The 24,646-nt window shown below is 72.4% G+C and carries 34 protein-coding genes; 7 read left to right on the forward strand and 27 right to left on the reverse strand.

The genetic code is table 11. The features are described 5' to 3' along the window. Positions 1–74: 74 nt before the first annotated feature. From JOF36_RS29520 to JOF36_RS29615, 20 genes are all read right to left on the reverse strand, one after another. Positions 75–260, reverse strand: coding sequence for a hypothetical protein (locus JOF36_RS29520; RefSeq protein WP_210033376.1), 186 nt, complete (start codon positions 258–260; stop codon positions 75–77). Continuing rightward, entirely contained in the window at positions 248–838 is a 591-nt protein-coding gene (locus tag JOF36_RS29525; RefSeq protein ID WP_210033378.1) for a zinc finger domain-containing protein, read from the reverse strand. The genes JOF36_RS29520 and JOF36_RS29525 overlap by 13 nt, the downstream gene beginning before the upstream one ends. Further along, positions 835–1,878 carry a hypothetical protein gene (locus tag JOF36_RS29530; protein WP_210033380.1) on the reverse strand — a complete coding sequence of 348 codons (1,044 nt, stop codon included), beginning with the start codon at positions 1,876–1,878 and terminating at the stop codon, positions 835–837. Before JOF36_RS29530 ends, JOF36_RS29525 begins: the two co-directional genes overlap by 4 nt. Before the next feature lie 66 nt (positions 1,879–1,944). Continuing rightward, positions 1,945–2,175 (reverse strand): hypothetical protein, encoded by a 231-nt coding sequence (locus JOF36_RS29535; protein ID WP_210033382.1) that lies wholly within the window; start codon positions 2,173–2,175, stop codon positions 1,945–1,947. Then, positions 2,172–2,357 carry a hypothetical protein gene (locus JOF36_RS29540; RefSeq protein ID WP_210033384.1) on the reverse strand — a complete coding sequence of 62 codons (186 nt, stop codon included), beginning with the start codon at positions 2,355–2,357 and terminating at the stop codon, positions 2,172–2,174. The genes JOF36_RS29535 and JOF36_RS29540 overlap by 4 nt, the downstream gene beginning before the upstream one ends. Next, the gene (locus tag JOF36_RS29545) at positions 2,354–2,704 is read right to left on the reverse strand and encodes a hypothetical protein (RefSeq protein ID WP_210033385.1); all 351 of its coding nucleotides are present in this window, start codon (positions 2,702–2,704) and stop codon (positions 2,354–2,356) included. The genes JOF36_RS29540 and JOF36_RS29545 overlap by 4 nt, the downstream gene beginning before the upstream one ends. Beyond that, a complete protein-coding gene (locus JOF36_RS29550) occupies positions 2,697–2,909 on the reverse strand; it encodes a hypothetical protein (RefSeq protein WP_210033387.1) in 213 nt (70 codons plus the stop codon). The genes JOF36_RS29545 and JOF36_RS29550 overlap by 8 nt, the downstream gene beginning before the upstream one ends. Then, positions 2,906–3,877: a DNA cytosine methyltransferase gene (locus tag JOF36_RS29555; protein ID WP_210033389.1), complete on the reverse strand. Its 972-nt coding sequence runs from the start codon at positions 3,875–3,877 to the stop codon at positions 2,906–2,908. Before JOF36_RS29555 ends, JOF36_RS29550 begins: the two co-directional genes overlap by 4 nt. After that, positions 3,874–4,032, reverse strand: coding sequence for a hypothetical protein (locus tag JOF36_RS29560; RefSeq protein WP_210033390.1), 159 nt, complete (start codon positions 4,030–4,032; stop codon positions 3,874–3,876). The genes JOF36_RS29555 and JOF36_RS29560 overlap by 4 nt, the downstream gene beginning before the upstream one ends. Continuing rightward, entirely contained in the window at positions 4,029–4,316 is a 288-nt protein-coding gene (locus JOF36_RS29565) for a hypothetical protein (RefSeq protein WP_210033392.1), read from the reverse strand. Before JOF36_RS29565 ends, JOF36_RS29560 begins: the two co-directional genes overlap by 4 nt. Then, positions 4,313–4,495 (reverse strand): hypothetical protein, encoded by a 183-nt coding sequence (locus JOF36_RS29570; protein WP_210033394.1) that lies wholly within the window; start codon positions 4,493–4,495, stop codon positions 4,313–4,315. Before JOF36_RS29570 ends, JOF36_RS29565 begins: the two co-directional genes overlap by 4 nt. Further along, positions 4,492–4,722 carry a hypothetical protein gene (locus JOF36_RS29575; protein ID WP_210033396.1) on the reverse strand — a complete coding sequence of 77 codons (231 nt, stop codon included), beginning with the start codon at positions 4,720–4,722 and terminating at the stop codon, positions 4,492–4,494. Before JOF36_RS29575 ends, JOF36_RS29570 begins: the two co-directional genes overlap by 4 nt. Then, on the reverse strand, positions 4,719–4,880 hold the full coding sequence (locus JOF36_RS29580) for a hypothetical protein (protein WP_210033398.1): 162 nt from the start codon (positions 4,878–4,880) through the stop codon (positions 4,719–4,721). Before JOF36_RS29580 ends, JOF36_RS29575 begins: the two co-directional genes overlap by 4 nt. 70 nt (positions 4,881–4,950) lie before the next feature. Continuing rightward, positions 4,951–6,045 carry a hypothetical protein gene (locus JOF36_RS29585; protein ID WP_210033400.1) on the reverse strand — a complete coding sequence of 365 codons (1,095 nt, stop codon included), beginning with the start codon at positions 6,043–6,045 and terminating at the stop codon, positions 4,951–4,953. Then, positions 6,042–6,959, reverse strand: a complete 918-nt coding sequence (locus JOF36_RS29590) for a PD-(D/E)XK nuclease-like domain-containing protein (protein WP_210033401.1) — start codon at positions 6,957–6,959, stop codon at positions 6,042–6,044. Before JOF36_RS29590 ends, JOF36_RS29585 begins: the two co-directional genes overlap by 4 nt. Next, positions 6,956–7,294, reverse strand: coding sequence for a hypothetical protein (locus JOF36_RS29595; RefSeq protein ID WP_210033402.1), 339 nt, complete (start codon positions 7,292–7,294; stop codon positions 6,956–6,958). The genes JOF36_RS29590 and JOF36_RS29595 overlap by 4 nt, the downstream gene beginning before the upstream one ends. Further along, on the reverse strand, positions 7,291–7,626 hold the full coding sequence (locus tag JOF36_RS29600) for a nucleoside triphosphate pyrophosphohydrolase family protein (RefSeq protein ID WP_210033403.1): 336 nt from the start codon (positions 7,624–7,626) through the stop codon (positions 7,291–7,293). Before JOF36_RS29600 ends, JOF36_RS29595 begins: the two co-directional genes overlap by 4 nt. Next, positions 7,623–7,916: a WhiB family transcriptional regulator gene (locus JOF36_RS29605; protein ID WP_210033404.1), complete on the reverse strand. Its 294-nt coding sequence runs from the start codon at positions 7,914–7,916 to the stop codon at positions 7,623–7,625. The genes JOF36_RS29600 and JOF36_RS29605 overlap by 4 nt, the downstream gene beginning before the upstream one ends. After that, on the reverse strand, positions 7,913–8,194 hold the full coding sequence (locus JOF36_RS29610; RefSeq protein ID WP_210033405.1) for a WhiB family transcriptional regulator: 282 nt from the start codon (positions 8,192–8,194) through the stop codon (positions 7,913–7,915). Before JOF36_RS29610 ends, JOF36_RS29605 begins: the two co-directional genes overlap by 4 nt. Positions 8,195–8,334: 140 nt before the next feature. Further along, positions 8,335–8,622 (reverse strand): helix-turn-helix domain-containing protein, encoded by a 288-nt coding sequence (locus JOF36_RS29615; protein WP_210033413.1) that lies wholly within the window; start codon positions 8,620–8,622, stop codon positions 8,335–8,337. Between the two features lie 157 nt (positions 8,623–8,779). Between JOF36_RS29615 and JOF36_RS29620 the strand changes: the two genes are divergently transcribed. Next, complete coding sequence (locus tag JOF36_RS29620) at positions 8,780–9,283, forward strand: helix-turn-helix domain-containing protein (RefSeq protein ID WP_210033416.1); 504 nt, start codon at positions 8,780–8,782, stop codon at positions 9,281–9,283. Here JOF36_RS29620 and JOF36_RS29625 read toward each other — a convergent pair. Together JOF36_RS29625 and JOF36_RS29630 are read right to left on the reverse strand one after the other, a co-directional pair. After that, the gene (locus JOF36_RS29625) at positions 9,280–9,534 is read right to left on the reverse strand and encodes a hypothetical protein (RefSeq protein ID WP_210033418.1); all 255 of its coding nucleotides are present in this window, start codon (positions 9,532–9,534) and stop codon (positions 9,280–9,282) included. The genes JOF36_RS29620 and JOF36_RS29625 overlap by 4 nt on opposite strands. A 426-nt stretch (positions 9,535–9,960) precedes the next feature. After that, positions 9,961–10,242 (reverse strand): helix-turn-helix domain-containing protein, encoded by a 282-nt coding sequence (locus tag JOF36_RS29630; protein ID WP_210033420.1) that lies wholly within the window; start codon positions 10,240–10,242, stop codon positions 9,961–9,963. A 431-nt stretch (positions 10,243–10,673) separates the two neighbouring features. On the opposite strand from JOF36_RS29630, the gene rph reads away from it, so the two are divergent. Continuing rightward, entirely contained in the window at positions 10,674–13,340 is a 2,667-nt protein-coding gene (gene rph, locus JOF36_RS29635) for a rifamycin-inactivating phosphotransferase (RefSeq protein ID WP_245351026.1), read from the forward strand. A gap of 167 nt (positions 13,341–13,507) precedes the next feature. Here the strand turns inward: rph and JOF36_RS29640 are convergent, their stop codons facing one another. From JOF36_RS29640 to JOF36_RS29650, 3 genes are all read right to left on the reverse strand, one after another. Next, the gene (locus JOF36_RS29640; RefSeq protein WP_210033422.1) at positions 13,508–14,527 is read right to left on the reverse strand and encodes a methyltransferase; all 1,020 of its coding nucleotides are present in this window, start codon (positions 14,525–14,527) and stop codon (positions 13,508–13,510) included. Then, positions 14,524–14,754 (reverse strand): hypothetical protein, encoded by a 231-nt coding sequence (locus JOF36_RS29645; protein WP_210033424.1) that lies wholly within the window; start codon positions 14,752–14,754, stop codon positions 14,524–14,526. Before JOF36_RS29645 ends, JOF36_RS29640 begins: the two co-directional genes overlap by 4 nt. Before the next feature lie 184 nt (positions 14,755–14,938). Further along, complete coding sequence (locus JOF36_RS29650) at positions 14,939–15,313, reverse strand: phosphopantetheine-binding protein (RefSeq protein WP_210033425.1); 375 nt, start codon at positions 15,311–15,313, stop codon at positions 14,939–14,941. Positions 15,314–15,582: 269 nt separating this feature from the next. On the opposite strand from JOF36_RS29650, the gene JOF36_RS29655 reads away from it, so the two are divergent. Genes JOF36_RS29655 through JOF36_RS29665 form a run of 3 tightly spaced genes read left to right on the forward strand, consistent with a single transcriptional unit; the run spans position 15,583 to position 18,652 of the window. Beyond that, positions 15,583–16,116, forward strand: a complete 534-nt coding sequence (locus JOF36_RS29655) for an ECF transporter S component (RefSeq protein WP_210033427.1) — start codon at positions 15,583–15,585, stop codon at positions 16,114–16,116. Next, entirely contained in the window at positions 16,113–17,867 is a 1,755-nt protein-coding gene (locus JOF36_RS29660; RefSeq protein ID WP_210033429.1) for an ABC transporter ATP-binding protein, read from the forward strand. The genes JOF36_RS29655 and JOF36_RS29660 overlap by 4 nt, the downstream gene beginning before the upstream one ends. After that, positions 17,864–18,652, forward strand: coding sequence for an energy-coupling factor transporter transmembrane component T family protein (locus tag JOF36_RS29665; protein ID WP_210033431.1), 789 nt, complete (start codon positions 17,864–17,866; stop codon positions 18,650–18,652). Before JOF36_RS29660 ends, JOF36_RS29665 begins: the two co-directional genes overlap by 4 nt. An 8-nt stretch (positions 18,653–18,660) precedes the next feature. On the opposite strand, the gene JOF36_RS29670 is transcribed toward JOF36_RS29665, so the two are convergent. Then, complete coding sequence (locus tag JOF36_RS29670) at positions 18,661–19,350, reverse strand: TetR/AcrR family transcriptional regulator (protein WP_210033433.1); 690 nt, start codon at positions 19,348–19,350, stop codon at positions 18,661–18,663. Between the two features lie 165 nt (positions 19,351–19,515). Between JOF36_RS29670 and JOF36_RS29675 the strand changes: the two genes are divergently transcribed. Both JOF36_RS29675 and JOF36_RS29680 read left to right on the forward strand, forming a co-directional pair. Then, on the forward strand, positions 19,516–21,324 hold the full coding sequence (locus JOF36_RS29675; protein WP_210033435.1) for an ABC transporter ATP-binding protein: 1,809 nt from the start codon (positions 19,516–19,518) through the stop codon (positions 21,322–21,324). Continuing rightward, entirely contained in the window at positions 21,321–23,102 is a 1,782-nt protein-coding gene (locus JOF36_RS29680; RefSeq protein WP_210033437.1) for an ABC transporter ATP-binding protein, read from the forward strand. The genes JOF36_RS29675 and JOF36_RS29680 overlap by 4 nt, the downstream gene beginning before the upstream one ends. A 32-nt stretch (positions 23,103–23,134) precedes the next feature. On the opposite strand, the gene JOF36_RS29685 is transcribed toward JOF36_RS29680, so the two are convergent. After that, positions 23,135–24,637 (reverse strand): FAD-dependent oxidoreductase, encoded by a 1,503-nt coding sequence (locus JOF36_RS29685; RefSeq protein ID WP_210033439.1) that lies wholly within the window; start codon positions 24,635–24,637, stop codon positions 23,135–23,137. Positions 24,638–24,646: the final 9 nt, after the last annotated feature.

Below are 24,646 nucleotides of genomic sequence, written 5' to 3' on the forward strand. Positions count from 1 at the left end.
CCCTACGCAAACTGTCGGGTTTGGCAACACTCTTGGCCGTGGTTGACCCCAGGACCACCCGAACGGCCCCCCGGTCAAGCCGCCAGCGGCTCCACCAGCACGTCCACAGCCCCTGCCACCAGCCGCGCCCGCGCCGCCGCCACAGCCGCCACATAGCGCCGCTCGACCTCGACCGAGTCACACGGCATCTGGCACAGGCACGTCACCCGGCGGGCCGGATGAAAGAACTCGTTGCAGCGCTCGCAAATCAGGATTCGCACGGTTCCGCCTCCCCAGCCGCGGCAACCCGGGCCGGATGATGTGGGGACAGGGTCAAGGGCTTCCCGGCCGGGCCGACACAACGCGCCCCCGGCCCGGCCTTGCAATGCGGACACACCCGGTCGAGGACACCCCGCCGCGTCGCGCCGTCGTCGTCCCCCGGATCCGCCGGCCACCCCAGCCGCGACGACAGCCGCCCGATCACCTGGTCGATGCGGGCCCGGGACGCCGGGTCCGCGGGCGGCGCCGCGGCGAGCCGGGCGGCTTCGTCACGGCGCGCCCGGTCCGCGCGTTCGGCGCGGACCGTCCGGGTCACGTCGGACGGCTCGAGGAAGTCGTTGGGGCCGCGGGAGGCGCCCCACCGGTGAATCGCGGCGATCGCCTCGGGGGCGGTCCACCGGCCGATCTGTGATTGCGCCGTCCACACTTGGATCATGGTTCGGTCGGGTTCGCGGCGGGTGTAGGCGACGACGAGATCCACGATTTGGCCGATCTCGTCGGCGGTCAGCGGGCGGGGCTGTGGTGGGCGTTCGGGGCGGACACGTTCGACGGGGTGGCCGTAGCGGTCGAGCTCGGTCATCCGGTGCCTCCCTCGATGGCACGAAGGTCGGGTCGGGTGGGGTCGCCGAGGACTTCGGCGACGAGGCCGGCGACGGCGGCGCGTTTGTCGTCGGTGGTGCGGGTGCGGCGGGGTGCGTCGCGGGCGGCGGGCCGGTTCGCGACTTCGTGGGCGACGGCCTGGAGGGCGGCGGGGCCGAGGCTTTTGCTGCCCCATGCGGTGAGGACGTCGGCGATGAGTTCGGTGGGCCAGTCCTCGTCGAGGAGGGCGTCGACTTCGACGGCGAGTTGGCTGAGGATTTTGGCGGTTGGTCGGCGGTTGCAGGTGCCGGCGTAGGTCTGGACGAGCCGGTAGGCGTTGGCGCTGTGGGCGGGTCCGATGCGGTTGAGCGCGGCGGCTGTCCCGGCGGCTCGCGTGTGTGCGCTCGCGTGTGTGCGCGCGTGCGCGGGGGGCGCTTCCAAGTCTCCATCTACGGAACAGGAAGGGGAACTACTTCCCCTTCCCCTACCCCATGGGGTTCCGGGAAGGGTTCGCGAAGGGTTCGATTCGGGGTGGGTTCCGGAAGGGTTCGCGAAGGGTTCCGGGAAGGGTTCCGAATCGGGTGGTGGAAGATCACCCGGATCGATCTCGTCGGCCACCGCATGAGGGTCCGGATAGACGAACGTCTTCCCCTTCTCGTTCGTCTTCGGCGGTGGCGCAGGCGGCAGCTTCCGGAGCTCCTCCGCGACCGCCCGGCGCAGCATCGGGGACCGGATCAACCGGGCCACATCGAGCGCGTTCCGCAAGATGTTCGGCTGATCCGCGACACCGTCGTTCCGGATGAACGTCCGCACCAACAGCTCGTAGCCGTCCACCACCACGAACCGGCCGCCGCGCAACTCGGCGAGCGCCGCCTCCGCTTCCTCGCGGGTCATGGCGGCGTCGTCGGCCCACATGTCGATGGACAGCCGGACGACGCCGGCCTGGTTCAGGGTCTCGTCGAGCAGGATCGTGTGGTACATGAGGCGGGCGTCTTTCCCGACCTTCTCGTGCCCGGGCTTGCGCCACATTCCGAACTGCATGCGTGCGTGACTGCGAGCCACTGGTGACCCCTTCTCGTGCTGACCTGTGCGCGGTGGTGCGGTGGCCTAGTGGCTGCGTCCGCCGCGGGGGTCGTGCCCTCCGGTGTGGTGTTCCGGGAGCAGGCAGGGCCGGCGGAACGGCTTGCCCGCGTAGGCCGTGGTGACCCACACCGGGCAGAACGGGCCGAAGCTGTCGAGGGCCCGGTGGGCGGCCGGGGTGAGGCCGTAGGGGACGGGTTTGCGGGAGTCGCGGAGGTCAGCGATCCGGTCGAGGGGGTGCGCGTGTGTCGTGGTCATGGCTGGTCCTGTCGGTTGTTGGCGTGATAGCGGGCGGCCCAGTAGGTGATCTGTTCGTCGGTCAGGCCGGGTGCGTCTGGGTCGCAGTTCGGGTGGAGTTGCTGGTCGGGGTAGCAGGCGATGAGCCTGATTCCGCAGCGGGTGCAGAGGGCGGCCGCGCCGGGTGGCTGCTCGTAGGTCATGACGCGGCCGCGCCGAGCGCGGATCGTTCGACGAGGTCTCCGCAGTCGATGCAGAGCCGGGAGTCGCCGACGAGCGCGACCGGCTCCCCTGCCGCGATGACGGTCGGGCAGCGGTCGCATTGGATGTCGTCGGTGGCGTCGTCCCAGCCGGGCCACTGGTAGCGCAGCGAGGTGGGCTGGGAGGTGAGGTGCCAGACGCCGGGGCGGGTGGTGCATTCGTAGGTGCGTTGTTCGCGGCGGCGCCGATTGCGGCGGAGCGCGTGCGCGATCTTCGCTTTGACGACGAGCTGGTCGGCGGCGGCCTTCGAGGGGAAGGCGGCTTTCCCGCAGGGGCAGGTCTTAGGCATCGCTGCCCCCGTCGGTGTCGGCGCGGAGCGCGGCGAGGGTGAACTCCCCGGCCCGCATCCCGGCTTCGAACGCGATGTATTCGGCGTCGGTGAAGTGGAGGCCGCGCCACCAGGGCAGCGCGGAGGGGTGGATCCAGACGCCGGTGTTGACGGCGGTGACGGCGACACACCCGTTCCGGTGGCAGTACGAGCTGATGCGGGTCATGCGGCGACCTCCTGTGTGGTGGTTTCACCGAGGGCGGCGGCGGCGCACTCGCCGAGCCAGCGGGCGATCCCGACGGGGACGGCGTTGCCGATCTGCTTGATCACGTCTCGGGACTCGCGCGAGGTGAACCGGTAGGTGTCGGGGAAGCCCTGGGCGCGGGCGCGCTCGCGGTCGGTCAGCATCCGGTGGTGCGGCACGCCGTCGACGAGCGTGGCGACGGCGTGGTGGTTCCCGCCGGCCGTGACCGTGGCGATCGGGTACCGGTCCGCGCGGCGGGCCCGCGCGTGGTTCCGGTAGGTCACGAGGTGCGGCACCCCGTCCTCGGTGATCTCTTCGATCTGCGGAGTCACGTACAGCCGTCGTGTGACCCGCTCCCCGAGGTCCGGGTCGAGGATCGTGGAGGCGGGCACCGCGCTCTGCGGCGGCATGGTCAGGTCGATCTCCACACCGGGCTGGGTCGCGACGATGAACAGGCGCTTGCGGTCCTGGGCGTGCCCGAAGTCGCGGGCGTTGAGGATGAGCTCGCGGGTGCGGTACCCGAGGGCGTGGAGCATTCCGAGCCAGCCGGGGTAGAGCGCCCACCGGCGGAAGTTGAGGACGTTCTCGATCAGCAGGACGGGCTGGCGGTGCAGGTCGGCGCAGGCGACCGCGGCGAACGCGGTGGCCCGGTCGACTGCGGCGGCGGTGTCGCGGCGCCGTTCCTGGTCGGCGGTGGGCGCCTTCTTCCCCGTGGCGAGGGTGTGCCCGACACAGGACGGGGACCACCACGCTATGGCGGTGCGCGGGAAGCTCGACCAGTTGGTTTCCGACAGGTTCGCGATGCGGTGCTCGATGCCGGGGTGGTTGAGTTTGTGGGTGGCGACGGCGGTGGGCCAGTGGTTCGCGGCGACGAGGACATCGATCCCGGCCTGCGTGAGCCCCTCGGTGGACCCTCCGGCGCCGGCGAACCCGTCGATGGCGGTGGTCATCCGAGCATCGCCTGGATCGCGGCCACCCACAGCATGAGCAGGATCGGGATGGTGACGCTGGCGACGGCGGCGTACCCGAGGGCGTACAGGCTGATCCGGGTGACGCGTTTCAGGTCGAGTGGTGGGCGCTGGTCGGTGGCGTGGCGTGAGGTCATGACGGGTCTCCTTTGGGGGCCGGCCAGGTTTCGATGAGGCGGGCGGCGGCTTCGACGGGGATGCCGCCGCGTTCGACGGCGGTCAGGAGCGCGCGGAGCGTGTCCGGGTGCGCCGCGGCCATGTCGGCGAGGCGGGGGTGGTGCCCGCAGTGGGGGCATTCCGTGAGGGTCGCGTTCAGGGTGCGGGTGATCTCGGCGCGGAGTTCGTCGACGCCGGGGCCGCGGTAGTGCTCGGCGAGGAACTGCTCTGCCTGTTCGAGCAGGGTGCGGTAGCGGCCGGTCACCGCTGGCGGCCTTCCCGTGGGCCGCTGACGGCGGCGAGGACGACGAACATGACTGCGGCGGTTGCGGCGTAGCGCCAGTCCCCCAGCCACATCCATGCGATGAGCCCCGCGCCGAGAACGGCGAACCCGGCCATGACGAGCGGGCCGACCGGCGGTCGGGGCTTGCTCTGCCCGGTCATAGTGCGGGCTCCGCACCGAGCGCGGCGGCGACTTCCGCGGCGAGGTGTGGTGCGACCTTCCCGAGTTCGGCGAGGTGGCGGAGTGTCTGCCGTGGGTGGGCGCGGCCGGTGTCGAGCGCGGTTTGGAGGGCGCGGACGGTGACGGCGCGGAATGCGGTGCGGTAGACGATGTGGTGGCCGGGGAGGCAGTCGAGGACGGCGTCTACGAGTTCCCGGTAGTTGATCACCAGTGGTCCCCTTCTTCGGGTGGGAGTGCGGCGAGTTCGCGGCGGATCTCGGCGAGGCGGAGGTGCTTCACGTAGGTGTCGCGTTCGATCTGTTCGCGTTCGGCGCGGAGCGCGGCGCGCTGTTCCGCGACCGGGTCGGTGGCGAGGTAGAGGCTCATAGCCGGGCCCCGCAGGTGTCGCAGATGAGGCGGCCCTGGTCGTCGAGGGCGAGGTCGTCGTGGTCGCAGCTCACGACTCGCCCCCGCTCTCGGTGGCGGCGTCCTGCTCGGCGGCGTACCGGGCGAGTTCGGCGTCCTCCTGCGCGCGGGACTCCGCGTTCTCCAGGTCGCCCCCGGCCTGGTAGCGCTCCAGGTCGCGGATGATCTGGTCGCGGTCCCCGGCCGACAGTTCCTTCGAGGTGGTGACGTCGCGGCCGATCAGGTTCGACATGACCTTCAGGCGGCGGTCGCGGGCCTTGTCTCCGCCCAGCCCGGCCTCGCCGAAGAGGGCGTGCATGCGCGCCACCCGCCGCTGCGCGTCGTCTGGCGGCGGCTCGTCGTCGACGACCTCGCCGTCGACCACGTCCTCGGCGGTGTCGACCGCGGCCTTCACCCGCGCCCCGGCCGACTCGATCCGGCCGAGCAGGTCGGAGTCATCCGGGTGCCACGCCTTCGCCTGCTTCCACAACTGCACGAGCCCGGCCCGGTCCTGCGCCTCCTCGAGCTCGACGATCCGCGCCGACCAGTCCGGCTCCGGCTCGCCCGGCGCCGATGCCGAGGCGGTGTGCTGTGCGGTTCCGGCGAGCGGGGACGGGCGGGTCGGGATGCCGTCCTCGTCGACGTCGGCGCCCATCTCTTCCGGGGTGTGGTGCATCCCCATCAGCGCCTCTTCGCAGGCGTCGCGGGCGCACTCGGTGACGGCGCGGGCCTTCAGCATCGCGGCGGGGTAGTTCTTCCAGACGGACTTGTTGACGAGCCCGGCGGTCTTCGCGCGTTCGATGGTCCACTCGGCGCGGAACGTGAAGTCGGGGTCGTCGGAGCGGACGATCTCGACGACGGCGCGGCGGTCGTCGCCGGTGACGCGGAGCCGGTGCCCGGCCCGCCGGACGAGCGCGGAGATCAACGCCGCGGATGCGGTCGGCTTGCCTTCGATGACGTGGACGCCGGTGACGGCGGCCATCGGGGACAGGTTCAGCATCTCCCCGTACTCGACGGCGTAGAGCAGGTTCGCGGGCTGCTTCCGGTAGGAGGCGGGGAGCAGACCCGACTGTGCGAGCTCCCGCGCGTAGGCGATCTTGTCGGGCATGGTGGCCCGGGTTTCGGTGGTGACCATTTCGGCGGTCATGCGACGTCCTCACTGTGCTGCGGGTCGATGTCGTAGGCGCCCGCGTGCCACGCGGTGTCGAACTCGCGGGCCTTCCACGCGGGCAGGGAGACTTCGATGGGGCCGGTGGTGTAGCCGGGCCACGTGTCGGTGTCGACGCAGCGGCGGTAGATGTCGCGGGCCTTCCGGTTCCGGATGCGGCCGGCGGCGAGCGCCTGCTCGTCGAGAGTCACGACGGTGACGAGGTACGGCTCTTCCTTCTCCTGGAAGATGAACGTGAACTGGGGCTCGATGCCGCCGTCGAGGTCGAGGGCGCGGATGCCGTCGAGGTACCAGGCGGCCTGCTGCTCGTAGCCGAAGCTGCCGACGGACCCGGAGATCGAGCCGGGTTCGGCGCTGCCAGTCGTCTTGTAGTCGACGACGCGGAGCGGCTGCCCGGGCCATGCTTCCGGCAGCCAGTCGATCATCGCGCGGCACCACACCCCGGTCTCGGTGTCGCGCCACACGAGGGTCTGCTCGGGGTTCCCTTCGCGGCGTTCGAGGAGCGGTGCGGCGTGCTCGTCCTCGCGGAGCGCGGCGGCCATTGCTTCGACGGTGGCGGCGTCGTTCGGCTTCAGCGGCGTGTAGCCGTCGGTGCGGGCCTTCGCGACCTCGGCCTTCGTCGTCTTCGTGGCCCACGCGTTCGGGTCGGCCCCATCACCGGCGATGACTTTGATGGGGTCGCCGATGCCAAGTACCAGGGTGTGCGCGGCGCGCCCGACGTCGAACGCGTTGCTGTCGGTACGGCGGCCGTACTTGAACTTCCTGGGGCAGGACGGCGGCAGCAGCTTCCGCGCGCCGGTCGAAGTGAGGGACCCGCCCGCGACAGGATCGGCGTGGTAGTCGGTGGCGCTCATGGAGTACACCCCGGGCGCGGTCAGAGGCAGCTCGGTCATCGCTGCTTCTCCTGGATCTTCTGGTCGGCCCACGCGGCGACGACGCGGACCTCGCGTTCGGTCAGCTCGGTACAGGACGCGACGGGGCGGCCGACCTGCTCGGACACACGGGCGAGCCGTTCGGTCCGGTTCCGCACGCCGGCCTGACGCAGGAGGACCTGAAGGCGGCGCATCTCCCGGCCGGTCGCGGCCCGGTCGCGGGTAGGCGTTGCGTTTGACCGCATCGGCGGCGCCGTATGTAGGAGTTGTTTGGGAGCGCAGTCCCCGTCGCATTCGTCGGGGTCGGCGCCCCGGAACACCGGGCACGCGCTGTCGTGATCGAGGGCGGTGCTCATCGGTCGTCACCCGACCCGCCGAGCACGCCCCGCTGAGCTCGGCTCTCCAGCTTCGCCCGGTTGAGCGCCGCGAGGTCAGACAGGCTGAAGCTCAGCTCGTCCGCGATCCGGGCGGCATACCAGAGGACGTCGCCGATCTCGTGGATGAGCTCGTTACGGCGGTCTGCGTCGTCGCCGTCCCTGACCAGTTTCTTGACCTTGTTCGCGATCTCCCCGGCCTCACCGGCGAGTCCGAGCGCGGTGTACGAGAGACCCGCGAGGCGGCCGCTGCCCGCGCCCGGATAGAACGCGGTGGTGCGGCTCCAGATCTGGTACTCGTCGAACCCGTTCATGCTGCGGTGTCCTTCCTCTGTCGACCCGGCCGCCCACCCCGGCCGCGGCGGCGCAACTCGCGTTGTCGTTCCTCGTAGGTCATGCCGCCCCAGATCCCCCACCCACCGGCGCCGCGGGTCTCGTGCGCCAGGGCGTGCTCTCGGCAAGCCGTCTGGACGGGGCAGCCCGAGCAGACGCGTTTCGCGTCGTGGTTCGGGCCGCCCCGGTCCGGGAAGAACAGCTCCGGGTCCGTCTGCGAACACAGCCCGAGCGCCATCCACGCCGGCTGTTCCGGGAGCTCGAGGTTCACGACGCCACGGCCATCTCGGCGCGTTGCCCGGCGGCGGCGGCTGCGCGCATCTTGATCCGGTCGGCGTTCGTGGTGCCCGCCCAGATCCCGAGCTCTTCCTGCGCGGCCATCGCGTAGCGGAAACAGTCCTGCAGCACTGGACAGTTCCAGCAGAGGGCCTTCGCCTTCGCGACGTTCGCGGCGTAGTTCGTGTCCTTCACCGGGAAGTGCAGATCTGGATCTTCGCCGCGGCAGGCGCCGCGGGTCAGCCAGTCGGGGCGAGCCTCTGTGTCCCGCACGAAGTGGCGGGCTCCCGAGTATCCTGTAGCCACGGTGTTGTCCTTCCAGTGCGTGCAGGGGTGTTCTGCACTGGGTTCGGGCAGAAACGACGACGAGCCCCCGCGACTCGGCCCTGGCAGGCCGAGTCGCGGGGGCTTCGTCATCGGGGTGCCGCGGGAGCGGCGGGGTTGTCGTCGACGACCCACACCACGAGCTGGTCGTAGTCGTCAGGGAACGTGTTGCGGAGACCGTCCATGAAGGTGCGGCCGATCCGGATGCGGCCTTGGAGGACGTCGTTGACGTGTCCGCGGTGCATCCCCATCTGCGCGGCGAGCGCGACCTGAGTGATGCCGCGGTCGGCGAGCAGTGCGCGGAGTCGGTCGCTGCGCAGTTCGTGGCGTCCGCGGCCGCCGCTGGTTGTGTCGGCGGTCTCAGGTGTTGTTCGCACATCGGCGACCCTACGCCGGAGTGTCGGGTCTGCCAATACTTTTGTGTGGGGCAATCCCGACAGTGACGACCGTTGGGCAGCCTAAGCAGGCCGGTCACCGCTGTAACCGGGTGACTCGGGTGGAGGTGTCGGGTCTACCGACATACGCTTTGATTTCGTGAGCACCAGTGAGCACCAGGGCCCCGAGACCCGACCTCGTTGGTGGCCGTGGCTCAGCGAACAGATGACCCAGCAGTGGGGCCGCGTGAACCGGAAACGCCTAGCCGAGACGGCAGGGTTCAACCGGTCCATCACCTACGACTGGGAGAAGGGCGCCGTCCCGAACCCCGGGATCGTGGTCGCCGTCGCCGACGCCCTCAAAGTCAACCGGGTCGAGGCGCTCGTCGCCGCGGACCTGTTGAACGCCGACGAGTTCCGCACCTACTTCTCCACCGGCGCCGAGCGGGACCTCAGCGATGAGGCCCTCGCCGCGGAAGTGCTACGCCGCATGAAGAGCGCCGGCCGCGGCGGCACCCCCGACCCGGAGCCGGACGCCTCGGACCTCGACTCGTACGAGCAGGCGCCGCGGCACCGGACCGGGGAGCCGGTCGACACGGGCCGCGTCCGACGGCGGCACGACGAGTCGTCCACGTCGCCTGGCGGGCAGGGCTCGGCCGACTAGTTGGGGAGCATCAGGCGGGCGCCGGTCGCGTACAGCTCGGCGGCCTCGCCGAGCGTCACCCCGGGGCCGGTGAGCGCTTCGTCGCGGCGGTACTCGCGTCCGTCGGGGTGGACGCCGCAGAACCGGAGTACGCCGACCCAGCCGTCGAGTGTTTCGCCGGGGGCGAGGACGCCGTGGCGTTCGAGGACGGGGAGCAGGTCCGCGTGAAGGCAGGCGTAGTCGATATGGCCGGCACGGTGCGGGGCCGTCATGGGGTCACCGTGCGCGAGATACCAGCAGTGACGCTGCGATGCTCGTGCTGTTCCTGCTGGCCCATTCGGCGTACTCCCACCGGGTAAGGTTGATCGTATTGGGTTTGCGCTGGGGAGGCCCCGTCACCCTAGTCGCGTGACCGCCCCGTTGCGCTACGTGCTCTCGGGTGGCGATGTGGTCACGCTCAGGTCTCGATGATCACCACTGTGTCGGTGCTGTTCACCCGAATGATGTGTAACTCCGGCGGCAGGCTGGTCGATTGGGGCGCGCCCCTACGAGGGTGGCCTTTCACCCATTCAGCCGCCGACTAGATGACTGGGGGCTAACTATCGGTTCTGCGTCGAACGGGTGGCGCCAACCAGACAGCCCGGACGAACGGCGCAGAAGTGCGCACCTGCCCAGCCGTACGGGTGACCGAGGGTTACTCAGTCCCCGCTCGGGACCGGCGCGTCGTGGCTGGCTTCGAGCTGCCGGATCACGCGGTACGAGATGCGGTAGCGGTCCCCCGCCCCGCCGCGCGCGCCCGGGTTCAGGTTCAGCACCGGCAGCCGCCCGGAGCGGATCAGCCGGTACACGGTGCGGACGGAGACGTCCCACAGGGTGGCGACCTCGCGCGGGGTGAGCATGGTGCGAGGGACACCGTTGATGACGATGCTGTCCCCGTCCGTGCCGCTGTCGCGGCGGATGTGATCTGTCGGTGCGGCCATACACAAACGATAGAAGGTGTCGGGTTAACCCCACAACCCTCAAACGGCCGTACTCAGAAGTAACCCAGGTGAATCCCCACGCGCTACGGTGCACGCCCACGCACGCCCAAGCAGTGTCTTCGCAGGTGGTGGCACTACCACGCACGCCCGAGCACGGTTACCTAGTACTGCCGAGGTCGCAGGTTCGAGTCCTGCCGGGGGCACCCATCCGAGGTCGGTACCTCGGGTCTGCTGGTGGCGGCCGTGACGGGCCGGTCCGCGGCGTGTCGACACGCGTCTCGCATCCAGCGCAGCCGGCGGTCACAGACCTCCCTGCCGTGTCCAGATTATGACAATGACGGGGGCTTGCCACAAGACCCCCCGCGGGACCGAAGATCTTCGCACTCACCTGGGTCGTTCAGGGCGAGAACCGGTGTACACGGGGGTGGCGAATGGTTGAGACCTGCAGCAGCGTGGCGATGTCCGGCTGTTACGTGCTGGACTTCCGGGACGTCGACCGGACGCAGATCGCGCTCGTCGGGGGCAAGGGCGCGAACCTGGGCGAGCTCGCGCGGATCGACGGCATCCACGTGCCGGCCGGCTACTGCGTGACGACGCAGGCGTTCCAGCGGGTCATCGCGGAGGCACCGTCGTTCGACGATCGGCTCGACCGGCTGTCGCGCCTGGACCCGGACGACCGGGACGCGATCCGCGCGCTGAGCGCGGAGATCCGCGGGAGCGTCGAGGGGCTCCTCGTGCCCGACGACGTGGCGGCGGCGATCACGGCCCCGCTCGCAGGCCTGGGCGAGGCGGCCGCCTGTGCCGTCCGGTCCAGCGCGACGGCGGAGGACCTGCCGACCGCCTCCTTCGCGGGCCAGCACGACTCCTACCTGAACGTCGTGGGGCCTGCGGCCGTCCTCGAGCACGTCCGGCGGTGCTGGGCCTCGCTCTTCACCGAGCGAGCCGTGTACTACCGCCTGCGGAACGGCATCGACCATCGCGCGGTCCGGATGGCCGTGGTGGTGCAGCAGATGGTGTCGCCGGACGCCGGCGGCGTCCTGTTCACGGCCGATCCCGTCACCTCCGACCGGAAGGTCACCTACGTGGAGGCCGGTCTCGGCCTGGGCGAGGCCCTGGTCACCGGTCTGGTGAACGCGGACGCCTACACGGTGCGCGACGACGAGGTCGTCGCCACGGCGGTCGCCACCAAGCAGGTCGCCGTCCACGCCGTGGCGGGCGGCGGGACGGGAGAACAGCCGGTCGAGCCCGGGCTACAGGAGCAACCGGCGCTGACGGACGCGCAGGTGCTGCGGCTCGCGGAGCTCGGCAGGCGGATCGAAGTGCACTTCGGCAGGCCGCAGGACATCGAATGGTGTCTGGCCGACGACGGCTTCCGGATCGTCCAGAGCCGGCCGATCACCACGCTGTTCCCCGTCCCACCGACCGACGACGGCGAGAACCACGTCTACGTCTCCGTCGGCCATCAGCAGATGATGACCGATGCGATGAAGCCCCTGGGCCTGTCCTTCTGGCAGATGACGACGCCCCGCCCCATGTCGGAGGCCGGTGGGAGGCTGTTCGTCGACGTCACCGAGCGCCTGGCCTCGCCGACGACCCGCGAGGGACTCCTGGAGGTCCTGGGGAGGGCCGACCCGCTGATCGAGGACGCGCTGCGGACCGTCCTCGACCACGCCGGCTTCATCCCGACGCGGCCCGACAGCGCTCCCGGTGGGCCGGCACCCGATCCTGCGTCCGCCCCGGTGGAATCCGATCCGCTCGAGGCCGATCCGGCCGTCGTCGCCGAGCTGGTCGAGCGCGGCCAGGCGTCGAACGCCGCCGCGGCGCGCGAGATCCGGGTGCTGTCCGGGCCGGCACTGCTCGACTTCATCCGGACCGACATCGAGGAGCTGCGGCGGTTCCTGTTCGATCCGCGGAGCCACCAGGTGTTCACGGCGGCGATGGACGCGTCGTGGTGGCTCAACGAGCGGCTGCAGGAGTGGCTGGGCGAGAAGAACGTGGCCGACACGCTCACGCTGTCCGTCCCCGACAACGTCACCTCGGAGATGGGACTGGCACTCCTGGACGTTGCGGACGTGATCCGCCCGCACCGGGACGTGGTGGCCTTCCTCGAGGACGTCGAGGGCGACGACTTCCTGGACGAGCTGGACGACCTGGCGGGCGGCCGGGAGGCCCGGGAGGCGATCCGGGCCTTCCTCGACACGTACGGCATGCGCTGCGTCGGCGAGATCGACATCACGAGGCTGCGGTGGAGCGAGCGTCCCGGCACGCTCCTGCCCGTGATCCTCGGCAACGTCCGCAACGCCGGGCCGGGCGCCGGCAGGCAACGCTTCGAACAAGGCCTGCGAGCGGCGCGGGCGAAGGAGCAGGAGGTCCTGGAGCGGTTGCGGGCCCTGCCGGACGGCGGGACCAGGGCCGACGAGACCAAGCGGATGATCGACCGGGTCCGGACCTTCATCGGGTACCGGGAGTACCCGAAGTACTTCATGGTCGGCCGGTACTTCGTGTACAAGCAGGCGCTGCTCACCGAGGCCGAGCGCCTGGTGCGGGACGGGCTGCTCCGTACCCGGGACGACATCTTCTTCCACACGTTCGACGAGCTCCACGACCTCGTACGCACGCGCCGGGCGGACGACCGGCTCGTTCGCCGGCGCGAGGGGCAGTTCAGGGAGTACCAGGCGCTCACCCCGCCACGGGTGCTCACCTCCGACGGAGAGTCCGTGGCCGGGGCGTACCGGCGCGAGGACGTGCCCGGCGACGCGCTGGCCGGCCTCCCGGTGTCCACCGGGACCGTCGAGGGTCGTGCCCGCGTCATCACGGACATGGCCCGGGTCGATCTCGAAGCGGGCGACATCCTGGTGACGACCCACACCGACCCCGGCTGGTCGCCCGTGTTCGTCACGATCACCGGCCTGGTGACCGAGGTGGGCGGCCTGATGACCCATGGCGCGGTGATCGCCCGGGAGTACGGGCTACCGGCCGTCGTGGGGGTGGAGGACGCCACCCGGCTGATCCGGGACGGGCAGCGGATCCGCGTGGACGGGACGAACGGGTACGTCGAGTTCCTGGAGGGCGAGCGCGGCGGCGACGCTCTCGCGTAGCTCCCGGCGCAGGGCCGCCTGCTCCTCCCGCTCGGTGCGCACCTCGATGACCCGCAGGCCGTCCGGGGGCTCCCGGAGGGCGTCGGCGAACGCGCCGGGCTCGGTGACCTCGACGTGCCTCGCCCATGTCGCCGTGGATGCCCGGCGACGACCCGGGTCACGGCAGCTCACCCGCCGGGGGTTCCGGCGAGCACGGAGAACCCGAGCGGCAGCGCGACGGCGGGGGCCGCGGCGAAACCGGCCGCCTCCAGCATCGCCACGTACTCCTGCTCGGCGCGTTCCCGGCCCTGGGTCATCACGAGCATGTGCAGGTCGAACAGCAGCGGCAGCAGGTCCTCGGGGCCGTCCGGGGCGCCGGCGCGGATCATCCGCTCGACGACGAGCACCCGCCCGCCCGCGTCGCCCGCGGCCGCCCGCACCGTGTCGAGCAGCGCCCGGCAGCGGTCGTCGGACCAGTTGTGCAGCACCCGGGAGAGCAGGTAGGCGTCAGCGCCGCGCGGGATCGCCCCGGGCTCGAAGATGTCGCCGCCCACCACGCGCACCCGGTCGGCGACGCCCGCGTCCCGCAGCGCCGCCCGGGCCTGCGGCACCACATCGGGCCGGTCCAGGAGGATCCCCTGGAACTGGGGGCAGGCGGTGAGCAGCGCGGCCAGCACGCTGCCGTCGCCGCCACCGATGTCGACCACGCACCGGGCGGCCGTCAGGTCGACGGCGGCCGGCAACCGATCGCCGAACCGGCTGCCCGCGGCCATCGCGGCGGTGTAGCGCGCCGCCCGTTCCTGTACGTCGGCGAGGTAGTCGAAGACCGGTCTGCCGTGCGCGGCCACGAACGGCGGGCCGCCCGAGCGCAGCCCGTCCTCGAGCGAGGCCCAGGCGGCGCGCACGTAGTCCTCCTCGTAGAACTCGGCGAGCAGCCGGACCGACCGCGGATGGTCGCTCGCCAGCGGGGCGCCGTCGTCGGTGAGGGTGTAGGTCCCCGGCTCCGCTCCGGTACGGAGCAGCCCGAGCCCGGCGAGCAGCCGGAGCAGCCGTTGCAGGCCCGGTTCGTGCAGGTCCAGCCGGGTCGCGAGGTCGGCGGCCGAGACCGGTGCCCCGGCCAGCTCGTCGATCACCCCGAGCCGCACGGCCGCGGTGACCGCCCGCGCGGCCCACGGTGCGGTGAGCAGTGCCAGCGCGGTGGTGCTCATCGGACCACCGCGCCCGTGACGAGCCGCTCCACGAGCAGCTTCTTGCTGATCTTCCCGAGAGCGGTGACCGGGAACTCCGGCACGATCTCGAGCAGGTCGGGGAGCTCGTAGGCGGCGAGCCCGCGCCCGGTGAGGAACTCGCCCACGGAGATGGGGCGTCGCCGGCTGAGTACCCGCATCTGCTCAGGGTCGTCGTCGCGGGCCAATCCCACCAGATCCTCCGCCATTCCCGGGACGAGCCTGTCCGGTCTGCGAGACCATCCAGGCCGGCTCGCCGAACGTCGCCCGGAAGTCGTCGCCCCCGAGTTCCCCACCGAGCGCGCTCGCGAACACCACGGGCGCGCTCGCCGGCCGGCCGTCGCCGGCCCCGGGGAGGTCGCGCGACACCAAGCCGGTGAAGTCGGCGACCGGTCAGAGCGTGACGCCCAGAACCTCGCCGGCACCCGCGTCGAGCCTGCGGTGGGACAGCGCAGGCGCGCAGGCGCGCGGACTCCGCGCGCTCCGTCCCGGCGGGTACACCGGTCGCGGTGTCGGAGCCTCGGCGAGCGCGACGAGGTCCACGGCGGCACCCCGGCGCCGCCACGCGCTCCGCAGCGTCATGAGCCGCAACGAGTCCAGACCGAGCGAGAAGAGATCGTCGTCCGGTCCGATCTCACCCTCCGCCACGCCCAGGGAAAGGGCGATCTCAGCGCAGAGAAGGTGAAATCCCGGCACGTCCTGGAAAGCAGCGTGACCCGATGTACGAGCCGGTCCAGAACTGTTACTCCCGACGATTTCCGCGGACATCGACCATCCTTCCGAGAAGTTAGGCAAAGCTAACCGACCTTAACCGTACGTGTCGAAGTTGACTACCCTCTGTTTCGTTGTTGAGTGAAGCATGTCCTGTTCGAGAGATCCGGGCGGTTTGCGCTAGGCCATACAGGTCGCTTTACATCGATCGACGAAGCCAGGGTTGACTTACTCGTCAGACGTCGACACGCTTCCGTCCGTCGTCGCCGATCCCTTTCCCGTGGGAGTCCTCTGTGTCCCGGAATTCCTCGAGCACCCGCATTGTCATGACCTGCGGCGCGCTCGGCGTCGCACTCGGAATCGTTCTGGTTCCGGCGAATCTGTTGACCGTGGCATTCATGACGGCCGCGCCGCTGCTGGTTCTCGCGCTGATGGGCGCCTGGTTGCTCCCGCCGTTCACCGCGCTCGCACTGCTCCGCCGTCCCGGCGTCGGCCTGCTCACGAGCGTGATCGCCGGCCTGGTCACCGTGCCGCTCACCCCGTTCGGCTGGATGGGCCTGTTCCAGGGGGTGCTGTGGGGGGTGCTCTGCGAGATCCCGTTCGCCCTCACCCGCTACCGCAGGTGGCCGACCGCGCTGTTCCTCGGCACCGGCCTCGTGATCGCGGTGATCGGGCTGCTCCCGACCTACACGACCTACGGGCTCGACCAGATGTCGCCACTGGCCCTCACCCTCGCCGTCGGGCTGACGCTCGGGAGCTGCGTCCTCGCGGCGTACCTGTCGGTGCTGATCGCGCGGGCACTCGGCCGGACCGGTATCGCACCGGCGCCGCGCGTGCGCGCGACCGACGCCCCCGCTTGAGCGGCCACACAGGACACGGGCCGGCCACGTCCACCGGCAACCGGGCCGCTGCGGCGCTGCTGCACGCCCGCGGTGTGCGGGTCCGGCACGAGACCGCCGACGACTGGCGGCCCGACGGGGTGGATCTCGACGTCCGTCCCGGTGAGGTCGTCCTGCTGCTCGGGCCCTCCGGCTGCGGCAAGTCCACCCTCTCCCTCGCCCTCGCCGGTCTCGTGCCGCGCAGCGTGCCCGCCGATCTCGAGGGCACCGTCGTGCTCGCCCCGGCCCCGGACGGCGGGCCCGCCCGCGCCGGGATGGTCTTCCAGGACCCGGACGCCCAGATCGTCACGGGCACCGTGTTCGACGAGGTGTGCTTCGGCCCGGAGAACCTCTGCCGCCCCGTCCCCGAGATCGAGGAGACCGCCCGGGAGGCGCTCGCGGCCGTCGGGCTCACCGGACGGGAGCGCGACGACCCCGGGGTGCTGTCCGGCGGGGGCAGGCAACGCCTGGCCCTGGCCTGCGCGCTCGCGTTGCGGCCGCGGCTGCTCGTGCTCGACGAGCCCACCGCGAACCTCGACCCGCACGCGTCCGCCGAGCTCTACCGGCTCGTCGACCGGCTCCGCGCGGACCCGGCGTCCGAGCTCGGGGTGCTCGTCGTCGAGCACGACCTCGACGACGTCGTGGAGATCGCCGACCGGGTCGTCGTCCTGGACGGCGACGGCCGCCCGGTCACCGCGGGCGAGATCGACGAGGTGTTCCGCCACGAGCACGACCGGCTCGCCGACCTCGGGGTCTGGCTGCCGACCGCGGTCCGGATCACCCGCCGGCTGGCCGGCGCAGGCGTCCACCTCGATCCGGCCCCGCTCACCCTCGACGACCTCGCCGGCGAGCTCGCCGCCCGGCCGGACGTGCGCCCGGTGCCGCTCCCGCGCGCCACCGCCGCACCGGAGGATCCCGCCACGCCGCTGGTACGTGCCCGCGGGCTGACGATCACCCCCGGCCGCGGCCGGGACCCGATCCTGCGCGACGTCTCGCTCACCGTCCCGGACGGCGACCTGCTCGCCGTCGCCGGGGTGAACGGCGCGGGCAAGACCACCCTGGCCCAGGCGCTGGCCGGGGTGCGGCCACCGCCGCCGGGCACCGTCGAGGTCGCCGGCCTCGACGTCGGCTGTGCCGGGGCCCGGGCCGTCGCGGCGGTGGTGGCGTTCGTCTTCCAGAACCCCGAGCACCAGTTCCTGGCCCCGACCGTGGCCGACGAGCTGGCCCACGGCCTGCGCGTGCGCCGGGACCCGCCGGAGGTGGTCGAGCAGCGGGTCGCCGCCGCCCTGGACCGGTTCGATCTGCAGCGCTACCGCGACCGGAGCCCGTGGCTGCTCTCGCACGGCGAGAAGCGCAGGCTGTCGGTGGCGAGCGCGCTGATCACCGGACCGCGGATGCTGGTGCTCGACGAGCCCACCTTCGGCCAGGACCGGGCGCGCGCCCGCGAGCTCATGGCACTGCTCACCGAGCTCAACGCCGAGGGCACCACCGTGCTGATGGTCTGCCACGACCTGCAGCTCGTCGCCGAGCACGCCCGGAGTCTCGCGGTGCTGCGCGACGGGCGGCTGCTCGCCCACGGCCCGGCCGGTGACCTGCTCGCCGACGACGGGCTGCTCGCGACCGCGGGACTGCGCCCGCCCCCGCTGCGCAGGCTGGCGCACGCCCTCGCGCCGCGCGACCCGGCATGGGCCCGGGTGTACCGGACCGACGACCTCCCGGGACCGCGCCGGTGAGCACCCGCTCGGGCTTCCTGCGCCGGGTCAACCCGCTCGCCAAGATCGCCGGACCGTTGCCGGCGATGGTCTTCCTGGCCTTCACCCGCGACCCGTGGACACCGGGGATCTTCGTGGTCGTCGCCGCGCTGCTGATCGTCACCGGGGCCGGGCTACCGGTGCGGCGACTGCTCACCGGCCTCGCGATCGGGCTGCTGGTCGTCGCCGGACTGACGGTCAGCTTCACCCTGCTCGCCGGTGGCGCCGAGGTGGCCGCGGACCCGTCGACCGTGGCGCTCGGGCCGATCGAGATCCGCAGGGCCGCGGTGTACGCCGGGCTCTCCACCGCGCTGCGGATGACCGCGCTGATGGCGCTCACCCTCGTCGGCGGGCTCACCACCCACGCGCCGGACCTCGTCCGCGCCCTGATCCGCACGCTGCGGGTGCCGTACCGGATCGGCTACGGCGCCATCGCCTCGTACCGGTTCGTGGACCGCTTCTCCCACGAGCTGCAGATCATCCGGGCCGCGCACCGGGCCCGTGGGGTGGCCGACCGCAACGCCCTGCGCCGCGCGGGCCGGATGGCCGTCCCGCTGCTCGCGGGCGGGATCCGGCACGCCGAGCGGGTCGCCGTGGCGATGGACTCGCGGGCGTTCGGGGCGTACCCGACACGCACCGAGCGCCGGATCGTCCGGTTCCGGCCGTCCGACGCGTGCTTCGTGCTCGCCTGGTGGGGGTTCTCGATCGCCGCCGTGCTCGTCGTCGCGGCCAACGGGCTGCTCGCGCCCCTGGTGTTCCTGACCTGACGGGCGCCTCAGCGCGGGGCGCCGTCGCGCAGCACGGTCAGGCCCGCGATCGTGGTCTCGATCACGAAGCGGTAGTAGGTGTCGTGCGCGCCGGGCCCGCCTGCGGTGAACATCCGCATCAGCGTCGAGTCGAGGGCCCCCACCCCGGGGCGCCCCGCTCCGGCATCGAGCAGGCCGCGCATCGTCGCCGCGTGCTCCCGCGGGCCGTCACCCTCGTCGGTCAGCCGCTCATCGGCGACGGCCAGGGTCATCACGGCGTTGTTGAACAGCGTGGCGAAGGCGAGCCCGAGCGACTCACCGAACCCGGCCCGCTGCAGCGCCGCGACCCCCGCGTCGATCATCGGCATGATCGCGGGGAAGGACGGGCCGTGCAGCAGCACCCACTTCGCGGTGCCGGGATAGCGCTGCAGCGGCCCCCGGATGTCGAGCAGCATCGCGCGGAACCAGGCGTCCCAGGCCAGGTCCTCGGGGGGCGGCCGGAGCCCGGCGAGCGCCTCCTCCACGACCCGGCGCAGCAGCCGGTCCTTGCCGCCGACGTGGTGGGTGATCACCGAGACGGTGACGCCGAGCCGGTCGGCGAGGTCACGCAGCGACCAGCCGAGCAGGTGGCCCTCCCCGGTCAGCGCGAGCGCCTCGGCCACGATCCGGTCGGGCGTGAGCCCCAGGTGGTACGGCGAACCGGCCGGGCGTCGGGCCATCGGGGCGCGCACCTCCTCGTCGGGATCGTCGGGTCTTCGGGTCGTCGGGGTGGCCAGTCTGCCGCATCACGGCTGCTTGCCCGCCCCGCCGTCGCCGGACTAACCTCCGATTAGAACGCTGTACGAATACCCCTCGACGGCGTGTGTACCGAAGGGTGGGTGGCCGTGTCCGGCGCTGTCCTGTCTCCGTCCGCGCCGCCCCCGGCTCCGCAGCCGCCCGAGCCACCGCCGGTGGACCTCTTCGGGCCGGTGCGGGCCCGGTTCACCTGGATCGTCGTGCTCGCCGCCATCGGTGCGGCCGGCACGGTCGTGCCGCTCGTGGCCGTGGTCGAGCTCGCCAGGACGCTGTGGCCCGCGATCGAGCAGCAACCGGTCGACGCGACCCGCGCCTGGTGGATCGTGGCGATCGGCGCCATCGCGCTGCCCGTCTCCTTCGCCGCCGCCTGGGGATCGATCATGGTGGGACACCTGGCCGATGCGCAGCTGCAGCGTGACGTCCGCACCCGGATGGTGGACCTGCTCGGCAGGCTCCCGCTGGGCTGGTTCGGCACCCGGTCGTCGGGCTCGGTGAAGAAGACCGTCGAGAACGACGTGTCCGCCCTGCACCACCTCACCGGGCACGCCGTGCACGATCTCGTGGTCGCGGTCGTCGTGCCCGTGCTGTCACTGGGCTACCTGTTCGCCACCGAGTGGCGGATGGCGCTGGCCTGCCTGGTCCCGCTGGTCCTGACGGTGGTGCTGTACGGCGTGATGATGGCGGGCAGCCGCGAGCAGCTGGCGCTCTACGACAAGTCCGTCGAGCGGCTCGACGCGGCCACCGTCGAGTTCGTGCACGGGATCGCGGTGGTGAAGAGCTTCGGCCAGGGCCGCCGCCGGCACGCCGGCTACGCCGACGAGACCGACCGGTTCCTGCGCTTCTACCGCGGCTGGATGAACGAGACCTCGGTGATGCAGACGGTGGTCGAGGTGGTCACCGCGCCGGTGGTCGTGCTGGTGTGGCTCGCCGCGGTCGGCACCTGGCTGACCGGCGGCGGAGCGGTCGCGCCGGTCGACGTGCTGCCCGCGCTGGTGCTCGGCATCGGGCTGACCGCCCCGCTGCTCCAGCTCGGCTACACCGGCCAGGCGATGCGCACCGCGCTGCAGGCCCGGGACTCGGTGACCCGCTTCCTGCAGCAGCCGGTGCAGTCCCGGCCCGAGCGGCCGGTCGAGCCGCAGGGATCGACGGTGCGGTTCGACGGCGTGTCGTTCGGCTACGACGACGTCCGCGACGTGCTGCACGACATCACGCTCACCTGCCGTCCGGGCACGGTCACGGCGCTGGTGGGCCCCTCGGGCTCCGGCAAGTCCACGCTGGCGCGACTGCTCCCCCGCTTCTACGACGTCACCGACGGCCGGGTGAGCGTCGGTGGGGCGGACGTGCGGCAGATCGCCCCGTCCCGGCTGTACGCCGAGGTCGGGTTCGTCCTGCAGGACGCCCACATCCTGCGGACCACCGTCCGCGACAACATCCGCCTGACCAGCCCGGACGCCACCGATGCCGAGGTGGAGCGCGCCGCGCGCGCCGCGCGGATCCACGACCGCATCCTGCGGCTGCCGCGTGGCTACGACTCGGTCGTCGGCGACGACGCACACCTGTCCGGCGGTGAGGAGCAACGGCTGACGATCGCGCGGGCGCTGGTGACCGACGCGCCGATCCTGGTGCTCGACGAGGCGACGGCCGCGCTGGATCCCGACTCCGAGGCCGCCGTGCAGGACGCGATCTCGGCCCTGGCGGTGGACCGGAGTCTGCTGGTGATCGCGCACCGGCTGCACACGATCACCGGTGCGGACGCGATCCTCGTCCTCGACGAGGGCCGGATCCGCGAACGCGGCACGCACGACGAGCTGCTCGCCGCCGGCGGCCGGTACCGGGACCTGTGGGAACGCAACGAGCGGGCGCGCGCCGCCGACGGCACCGGCCGGGTCGCCCGATGAGCGCCGCGACCCCGGCCGCAGGCCGGACACTGGTCGGCAGGCTGCTGGCCCTGGTCCCGGCCGCCGTCGGCAGGCGTCTGCGGGTCCTCGTCGCGCTGTTCGTCGCCTGCGCGGTGCTCCAAGGGCTCGGGTTCGTGCTGCTCGTACCGTTCCTGACCGCGCTGTTCGAGGGCGACCGGCCCGCCACCGTGCAGTGGATGGGCTGGCTGGCCGTGGTCGGTGGCGGGTACGCCGTCGTCGGCGCGATCGCCGGTCGCCGCGCGCAGATCACCGCGGCCGAGGTGCTGAGCGCGCTGCTCGAGCGGTTCGGCGACCGGCTGGCGGAGCTGCCGATCGGCTGGTTCGTCGCCGCCGACCGCACCGGCCGGGCCTCCGACGTGGCGACCCGCGGCCTCAACTTCGTGGCCTCGACGACCTACGTGATCGTGCGGCCGGTGATCACCGCGTTCGTCACCCCGGCCACGGTGCTCGTGGGCACGGCGTTCGTCGAGCCCCGGATCGCACTCGTCCTGGTGGTCGCCGCGCCCGTGCTGTGGTTCACCTACCGCACAATCGCGGCCCGCACGGCGCGCGCCGATCGGGAGCACGGCGCGGTGGTGGCCGAGGCGTCGAGCCGGATCGTCGAGTACGCCCGCCACCAGCCCGCGCTGCGGACCGCGGCGGACACGACGATCGCGCGTGGCCTGCTCGACGAGGCGATCGGCCGCCGGCACGCCACCGCACGGGAGGCGCACCTCAACGCGGGCGGCGCGACGGCGCTGTTCGCGGTCGTCGTGCACCTGTGCGTGGTCGCGGTCCTGGTGACGGGCGTGTGGCTGACCCTCGACGGTGGGCTCGGCGTCCCGACGCTGATCGGGCTGCTCGTGCTCACCGTCCGGTTCACCGAGCCGATCGTGAGCTCGGGCGCGCTGGGCGGTGGGCTCGCCGCGGCCCGCAACACCCTCGACCACCTCGACGAGCTCGATGCCGAGCCCGCACTGCCCGAGCCCGCCGCGGGGGCGCCGCGGCGCGAGCCTGCGGGCCACGACGTCCGGTTCGACCGGGTCCACTTCGGATACGACGCACGCACCGTTCTCGACGACCTGTCGTTCACCGCGCCGCAGGGGGCGATGACCGCGCTCGTCGGGCCGTCGGGATCGGGCAAGTCGACGATCGTGCGGCTGCTGGCCCGCTTCTACGACCCCGGCGCCGGCACCGTGTCGATCGGCGGGGTCGCGCTGCCGGAGCTGGGCAGCACCCGGGTCGCCGAGCTCGTCGCCCCGGTCTTCCAGGACGTCTACCTGTTCGACGGCACCGTGATCGACAACATCCGGCTCGGCCGCCCGGACGCGAGCGACGACGAGGTGACCGCGGCGGCCCGGTACGCCAGGGTCGACGAGATCGTCGCCCGGCTGCCCGGCGGCTGGGACACCCAGGTCGGCGAGGGCGGGGTGCTGCTCTCCGGCGGTGAGCGCCAGCGGGTCGCGATCGCCCGCGCGCTGCTCAAGGCCGCCCCGATCGTGGTCCTCGACGAGGCCACGTCCGCACTCGACCCCGAGAACGACGAGGCCGTCGGCCGGTCGCTGGACGAGCTGCGCCGCGACCGCACGCTGGTGGTGGTCGCGCACCGGTTGCAGACCATCCGGACGGCCGACCGGATCATCATGCTGGACGGGCACGGCGGCATCGCCGAGCACGGCACGCACGACGAGCTGGTCGCCCGGGACGGGGCGTACGCCCGCTACTGGCACGCCCGCAACCGGGCCGCCGGCTGGCGGCTGGCGGCGCCGGCGGAGTGAGACCGAGCGCTGTACCCGAGTGACCGGCCCGGTCAGTGGCGGCGCAGCAGTCCGGCCACGGCACGCAGCGGCGACGGCTTCCGGCGCCGCGCCGGCAGGCGCCCGGCGACGGCGTCGTCGAGCAGCGACCCGATCGTCTCGGCAGCGCAGGTGCGGTTGGTCCCGATACCGCCGGAGGGGCCGCGCTTGATCCAGCCGACGACGTAGTGCCCGGGCCGGCCGTCGACCCGGCCGGCCTCGTTCGGGACGACGCCGGGGCCGTCGTCGAACGGCAGTCCCGGCACCGGGCGCCCGCGGTGCCCGACCGCGCGCACGACCAGACCGGCCGGGATCTCGGCACCGTCGGCCGTGTGCACACCCTGCACCGCGACGGTGCCCTCGATCCGGTCCGGCGTGGTGTGGAACCGCAGCACCACCCGGCGAGACGGGGGCGGCACCGACCAGTCGATCTTCTCCCGGCGCGCCCGTCGCAGCAGCCCGTGGGCCTCGGAGGCGGCCGGGCCGTCGAGCGACTCGGCGATCCGCGGGTCGTGCTCGTCGACGACGACGTCCACATCGGACCGGCCGAGGAGCTCGCGCAGCTCCGGCGCCGTGGCGGCGACCGACTCCGGGCCGCGCCTGCCGAGCAGCACGACCTCGCTGATCGCACCGGACCGCAGCGCGGCCAGCGCGTGCGGGTCGATCGAGCTGCTCCCCAGGTCGGCGGGCGAGGCGGTCAGCACCCGCGCGACGTCGATCGCGACGTTGCCGGTCCCGACCACCACGACCCGCTCGCGGGTGGTGTCGACGGCGTCGCGCGGCACATCGGGGTGGCCGTTGTACCAGCCCACGACCGTGTCCGCGGCGATGCTGCCCGCCAGCTCCTCCCCCGCCAGTCCGAGGTCCCTGGGCGCCGGCGCGCCGACCGCCCAGACCACGGCGTCGTACTGCCGCGCGAGCTCGTCGGCGGTGACGTCGCGGCCGGCCTCGGTACCGAGCCGCATCCGGACCCGGGGGTGGCTGTGGAGGCGGGCGAACGACTCCCCGATCCGCTTCGTCGACGGGTGGTCCGGCGCCACGCCGTAGCGGACCAGCCCGCCCGGGGTGGCCAACCGGTCGACCAGCGTCACCCGCGACGACGTGTGCAGCAACAGGTCCTGCGCCGCGTACATGCCGGCCGGCCCGGTCCCGACGACGGCGACCTCGAGCGCGGCCATGTCGGCCGGCAGGTCCCGGGCGAAGGACGGCGGCTGCCAGTCGTGGAACAGCGGCGACTCGTGCTCGAGCGTCCCGGCGACGGGTTTGCCCGCGTAGTGGTCGGCGTTGACCTGCGCGTAGTCCGCGAGCGAGTCGGTCAGCCGCTCCACCGGGAACACCGCGTCGACCGGGCACGCGTCGGCGCACGCCCCGCAGTCGATGCATGCCCGCGGGTCGATGTAGAGCATGTCGGTCGTGCCGAAGTCCGGCTCCCCCGGCGTCGGGTGGATGCAGTTGACCGGGCACGCGGCCACACAGGACGCGTCGGTGCAACAGGTCTGGGTGATCGCGAAGGCCACGACCGCTCC

The sequence above is a fragment of the Pseudonocardia parietis genome, from assembly GCF_017876315.1.
GTDB lineage: Bacteria > Actinomycetota > Actinomycetes > Mycobacteriales > Pseudonocardiaceae > Pseudonocardia > Pseudonocardia parietis.

Coding starts and splice junctions, on each gene's coding strand:
- JOF36_RS29555 (WP_210033389.1), bottom strand. CDS start 3,877: ATGACCACCGCCATCGACGGGTTCGCCGGCGCCGGAGGGTCCACCGAG.
- JOF36_RS29545 (WP_210033385.1), bottom strand. CDS start 2,704: ATGCCTAAGACCTGCCCCTGCGGGAAAGCCGCCTTCCCCTCGAAGGCC.
- JOF36_RS29595 (WP_210033402.1), bottom strand. CDS start 7,294: ATGAGCACCGCCCTCGATCACGACAGCGCGTGCCCGGTGTTCCGGGGC.
- JOF36_RS29680 (WP_210033437.1), top strand. CDS start 21,321: ATGAGCGCCGCGACCCCGGCCGCAGGCCGGACACTGGTCGGCAGGCTG.
- rph (WP_245351026.1), top strand. CDS start 10,674: ATGGTTGAGACCTGCAGCAGCGTGGCGATGTCCGGCTGTTACGTGCTG.
- JOF36_RS29630 (WP_210033420.1), bottom strand. CDS start 10,242: ATGGCCGCACCGACAGATCACATCCGCCGCGACAGCGGCACGGACGGG.
- JOF36_RS29650 (WP_210033425.1), bottom strand. CDS start 15,313: ATGTCCGCGGAAATCGTCGGGAGTAACAGTTCTGGACCGGCTCGTACA.
- JOF36_RS29570 (WP_210033394.1), bottom strand. CDS start 4,495: ATGACCGGGCAGAGCAAGCCCCGACCGCCGGTCGGCCCGCTCGTCATG.
- JOF36_RS29535 (WP_210033382.1), bottom strand. CDS start 2,175: ATGACCACGACACACGCGCACCCCCTCGACCGGATCGCTGACCTCCGC.
- JOF36_RS29655 (WP_210033427.1), top strand. CDS start 15,583: ATGACCTGCGGCGCGCTCGGCGTCGCACTCGGAATCGTTCTGGTTCCG.
- JOF36_RS29670 (WP_210033433.1), bottom strand. CDS start 19,350: ATGGCCCGACGCCCGGCCGGTTCGCCGTACCACCTGGGGCTCACGCCC.
- JOF36_RS29600 (WP_210033403.1), bottom strand. CDS start 7,626: ATGAACGGGTTCGACGAGTACCAGATCTGGAGCCGCACCACCGCGTTC.
- JOF36_RS29530 (WP_210033380.1), bottom strand. CDS start 1,878: ATGCAGTTCGGAATGTGGCGCAAGCCCGGGCACGAGAAGGTCGGGAAA.
- JOF36_RS29525 (WP_210033378.1), bottom strand. CDS start 838: ATGACCGAGCTCGACCGCTACGGCCACCCCGTCGAACGTGTCCGCCCC.
- JOF36_RS29580 (WP_210033398.1), bottom strand. CDS start 4,880: ATGAGCCTCTACCTCGCCACCGACCCGGTCGCGGAACAGCGCGCCGCG.
- JOF36_RS29585 (WP_210033400.1), bottom strand. CDS start 6,045: ATGACCGCCGAAATGGTCACCACCGAAACCCGGGCCACCATGCCCGAC.
- JOF36_RS29560 (WP_210033390.1), bottom strand. CDS start 4,032: ATGACCTCACGCCACGCCACCGACCAGCGCCCACCACTCGACCTGAAA.
- JOF36_RS29625 (WP_210033418.1), bottom strand. CDS start 9,534: ATGACGGCCCCGCACCGTGCCGGCCATATCGACTACGCCTGCCTTCAC.
- JOF36_RS29540 (WP_210033384.1), bottom strand. CDS start 2,357: ATGACCTACGAGCAGCCACCCGGCGCGGCCGCCCTCTGCACCCGCTGC.
- JOF36_RS29550 (WP_210033387.1), bottom strand. CDS start 2,909: ATGACCCGCATCAGCTCGTACTGCCACCGGAACGGGTGTGTCGCCGTC.
- JOF36_RS29645 (WP_210033424.1), bottom strand. CDS start 14,754: ATGGCGGAGGATCTGGTGGGATTGGCCCGCGACGACGACCCTGAGCAG.
- JOF36_RS29590 (WP_210033401.1), bottom strand. CDS start 6,959: ATGACCGAGCTGCCTCTGACCGCGCCCGGGGTGTACTCCATGAGCGCC.
- JOF36_RS29640 (WP_210033422.1), bottom strand. CDS start 14,527: ATGAGCACCACCGCGCTGGCACTGCTCACCGCACCGTGGGCCGCGCGG.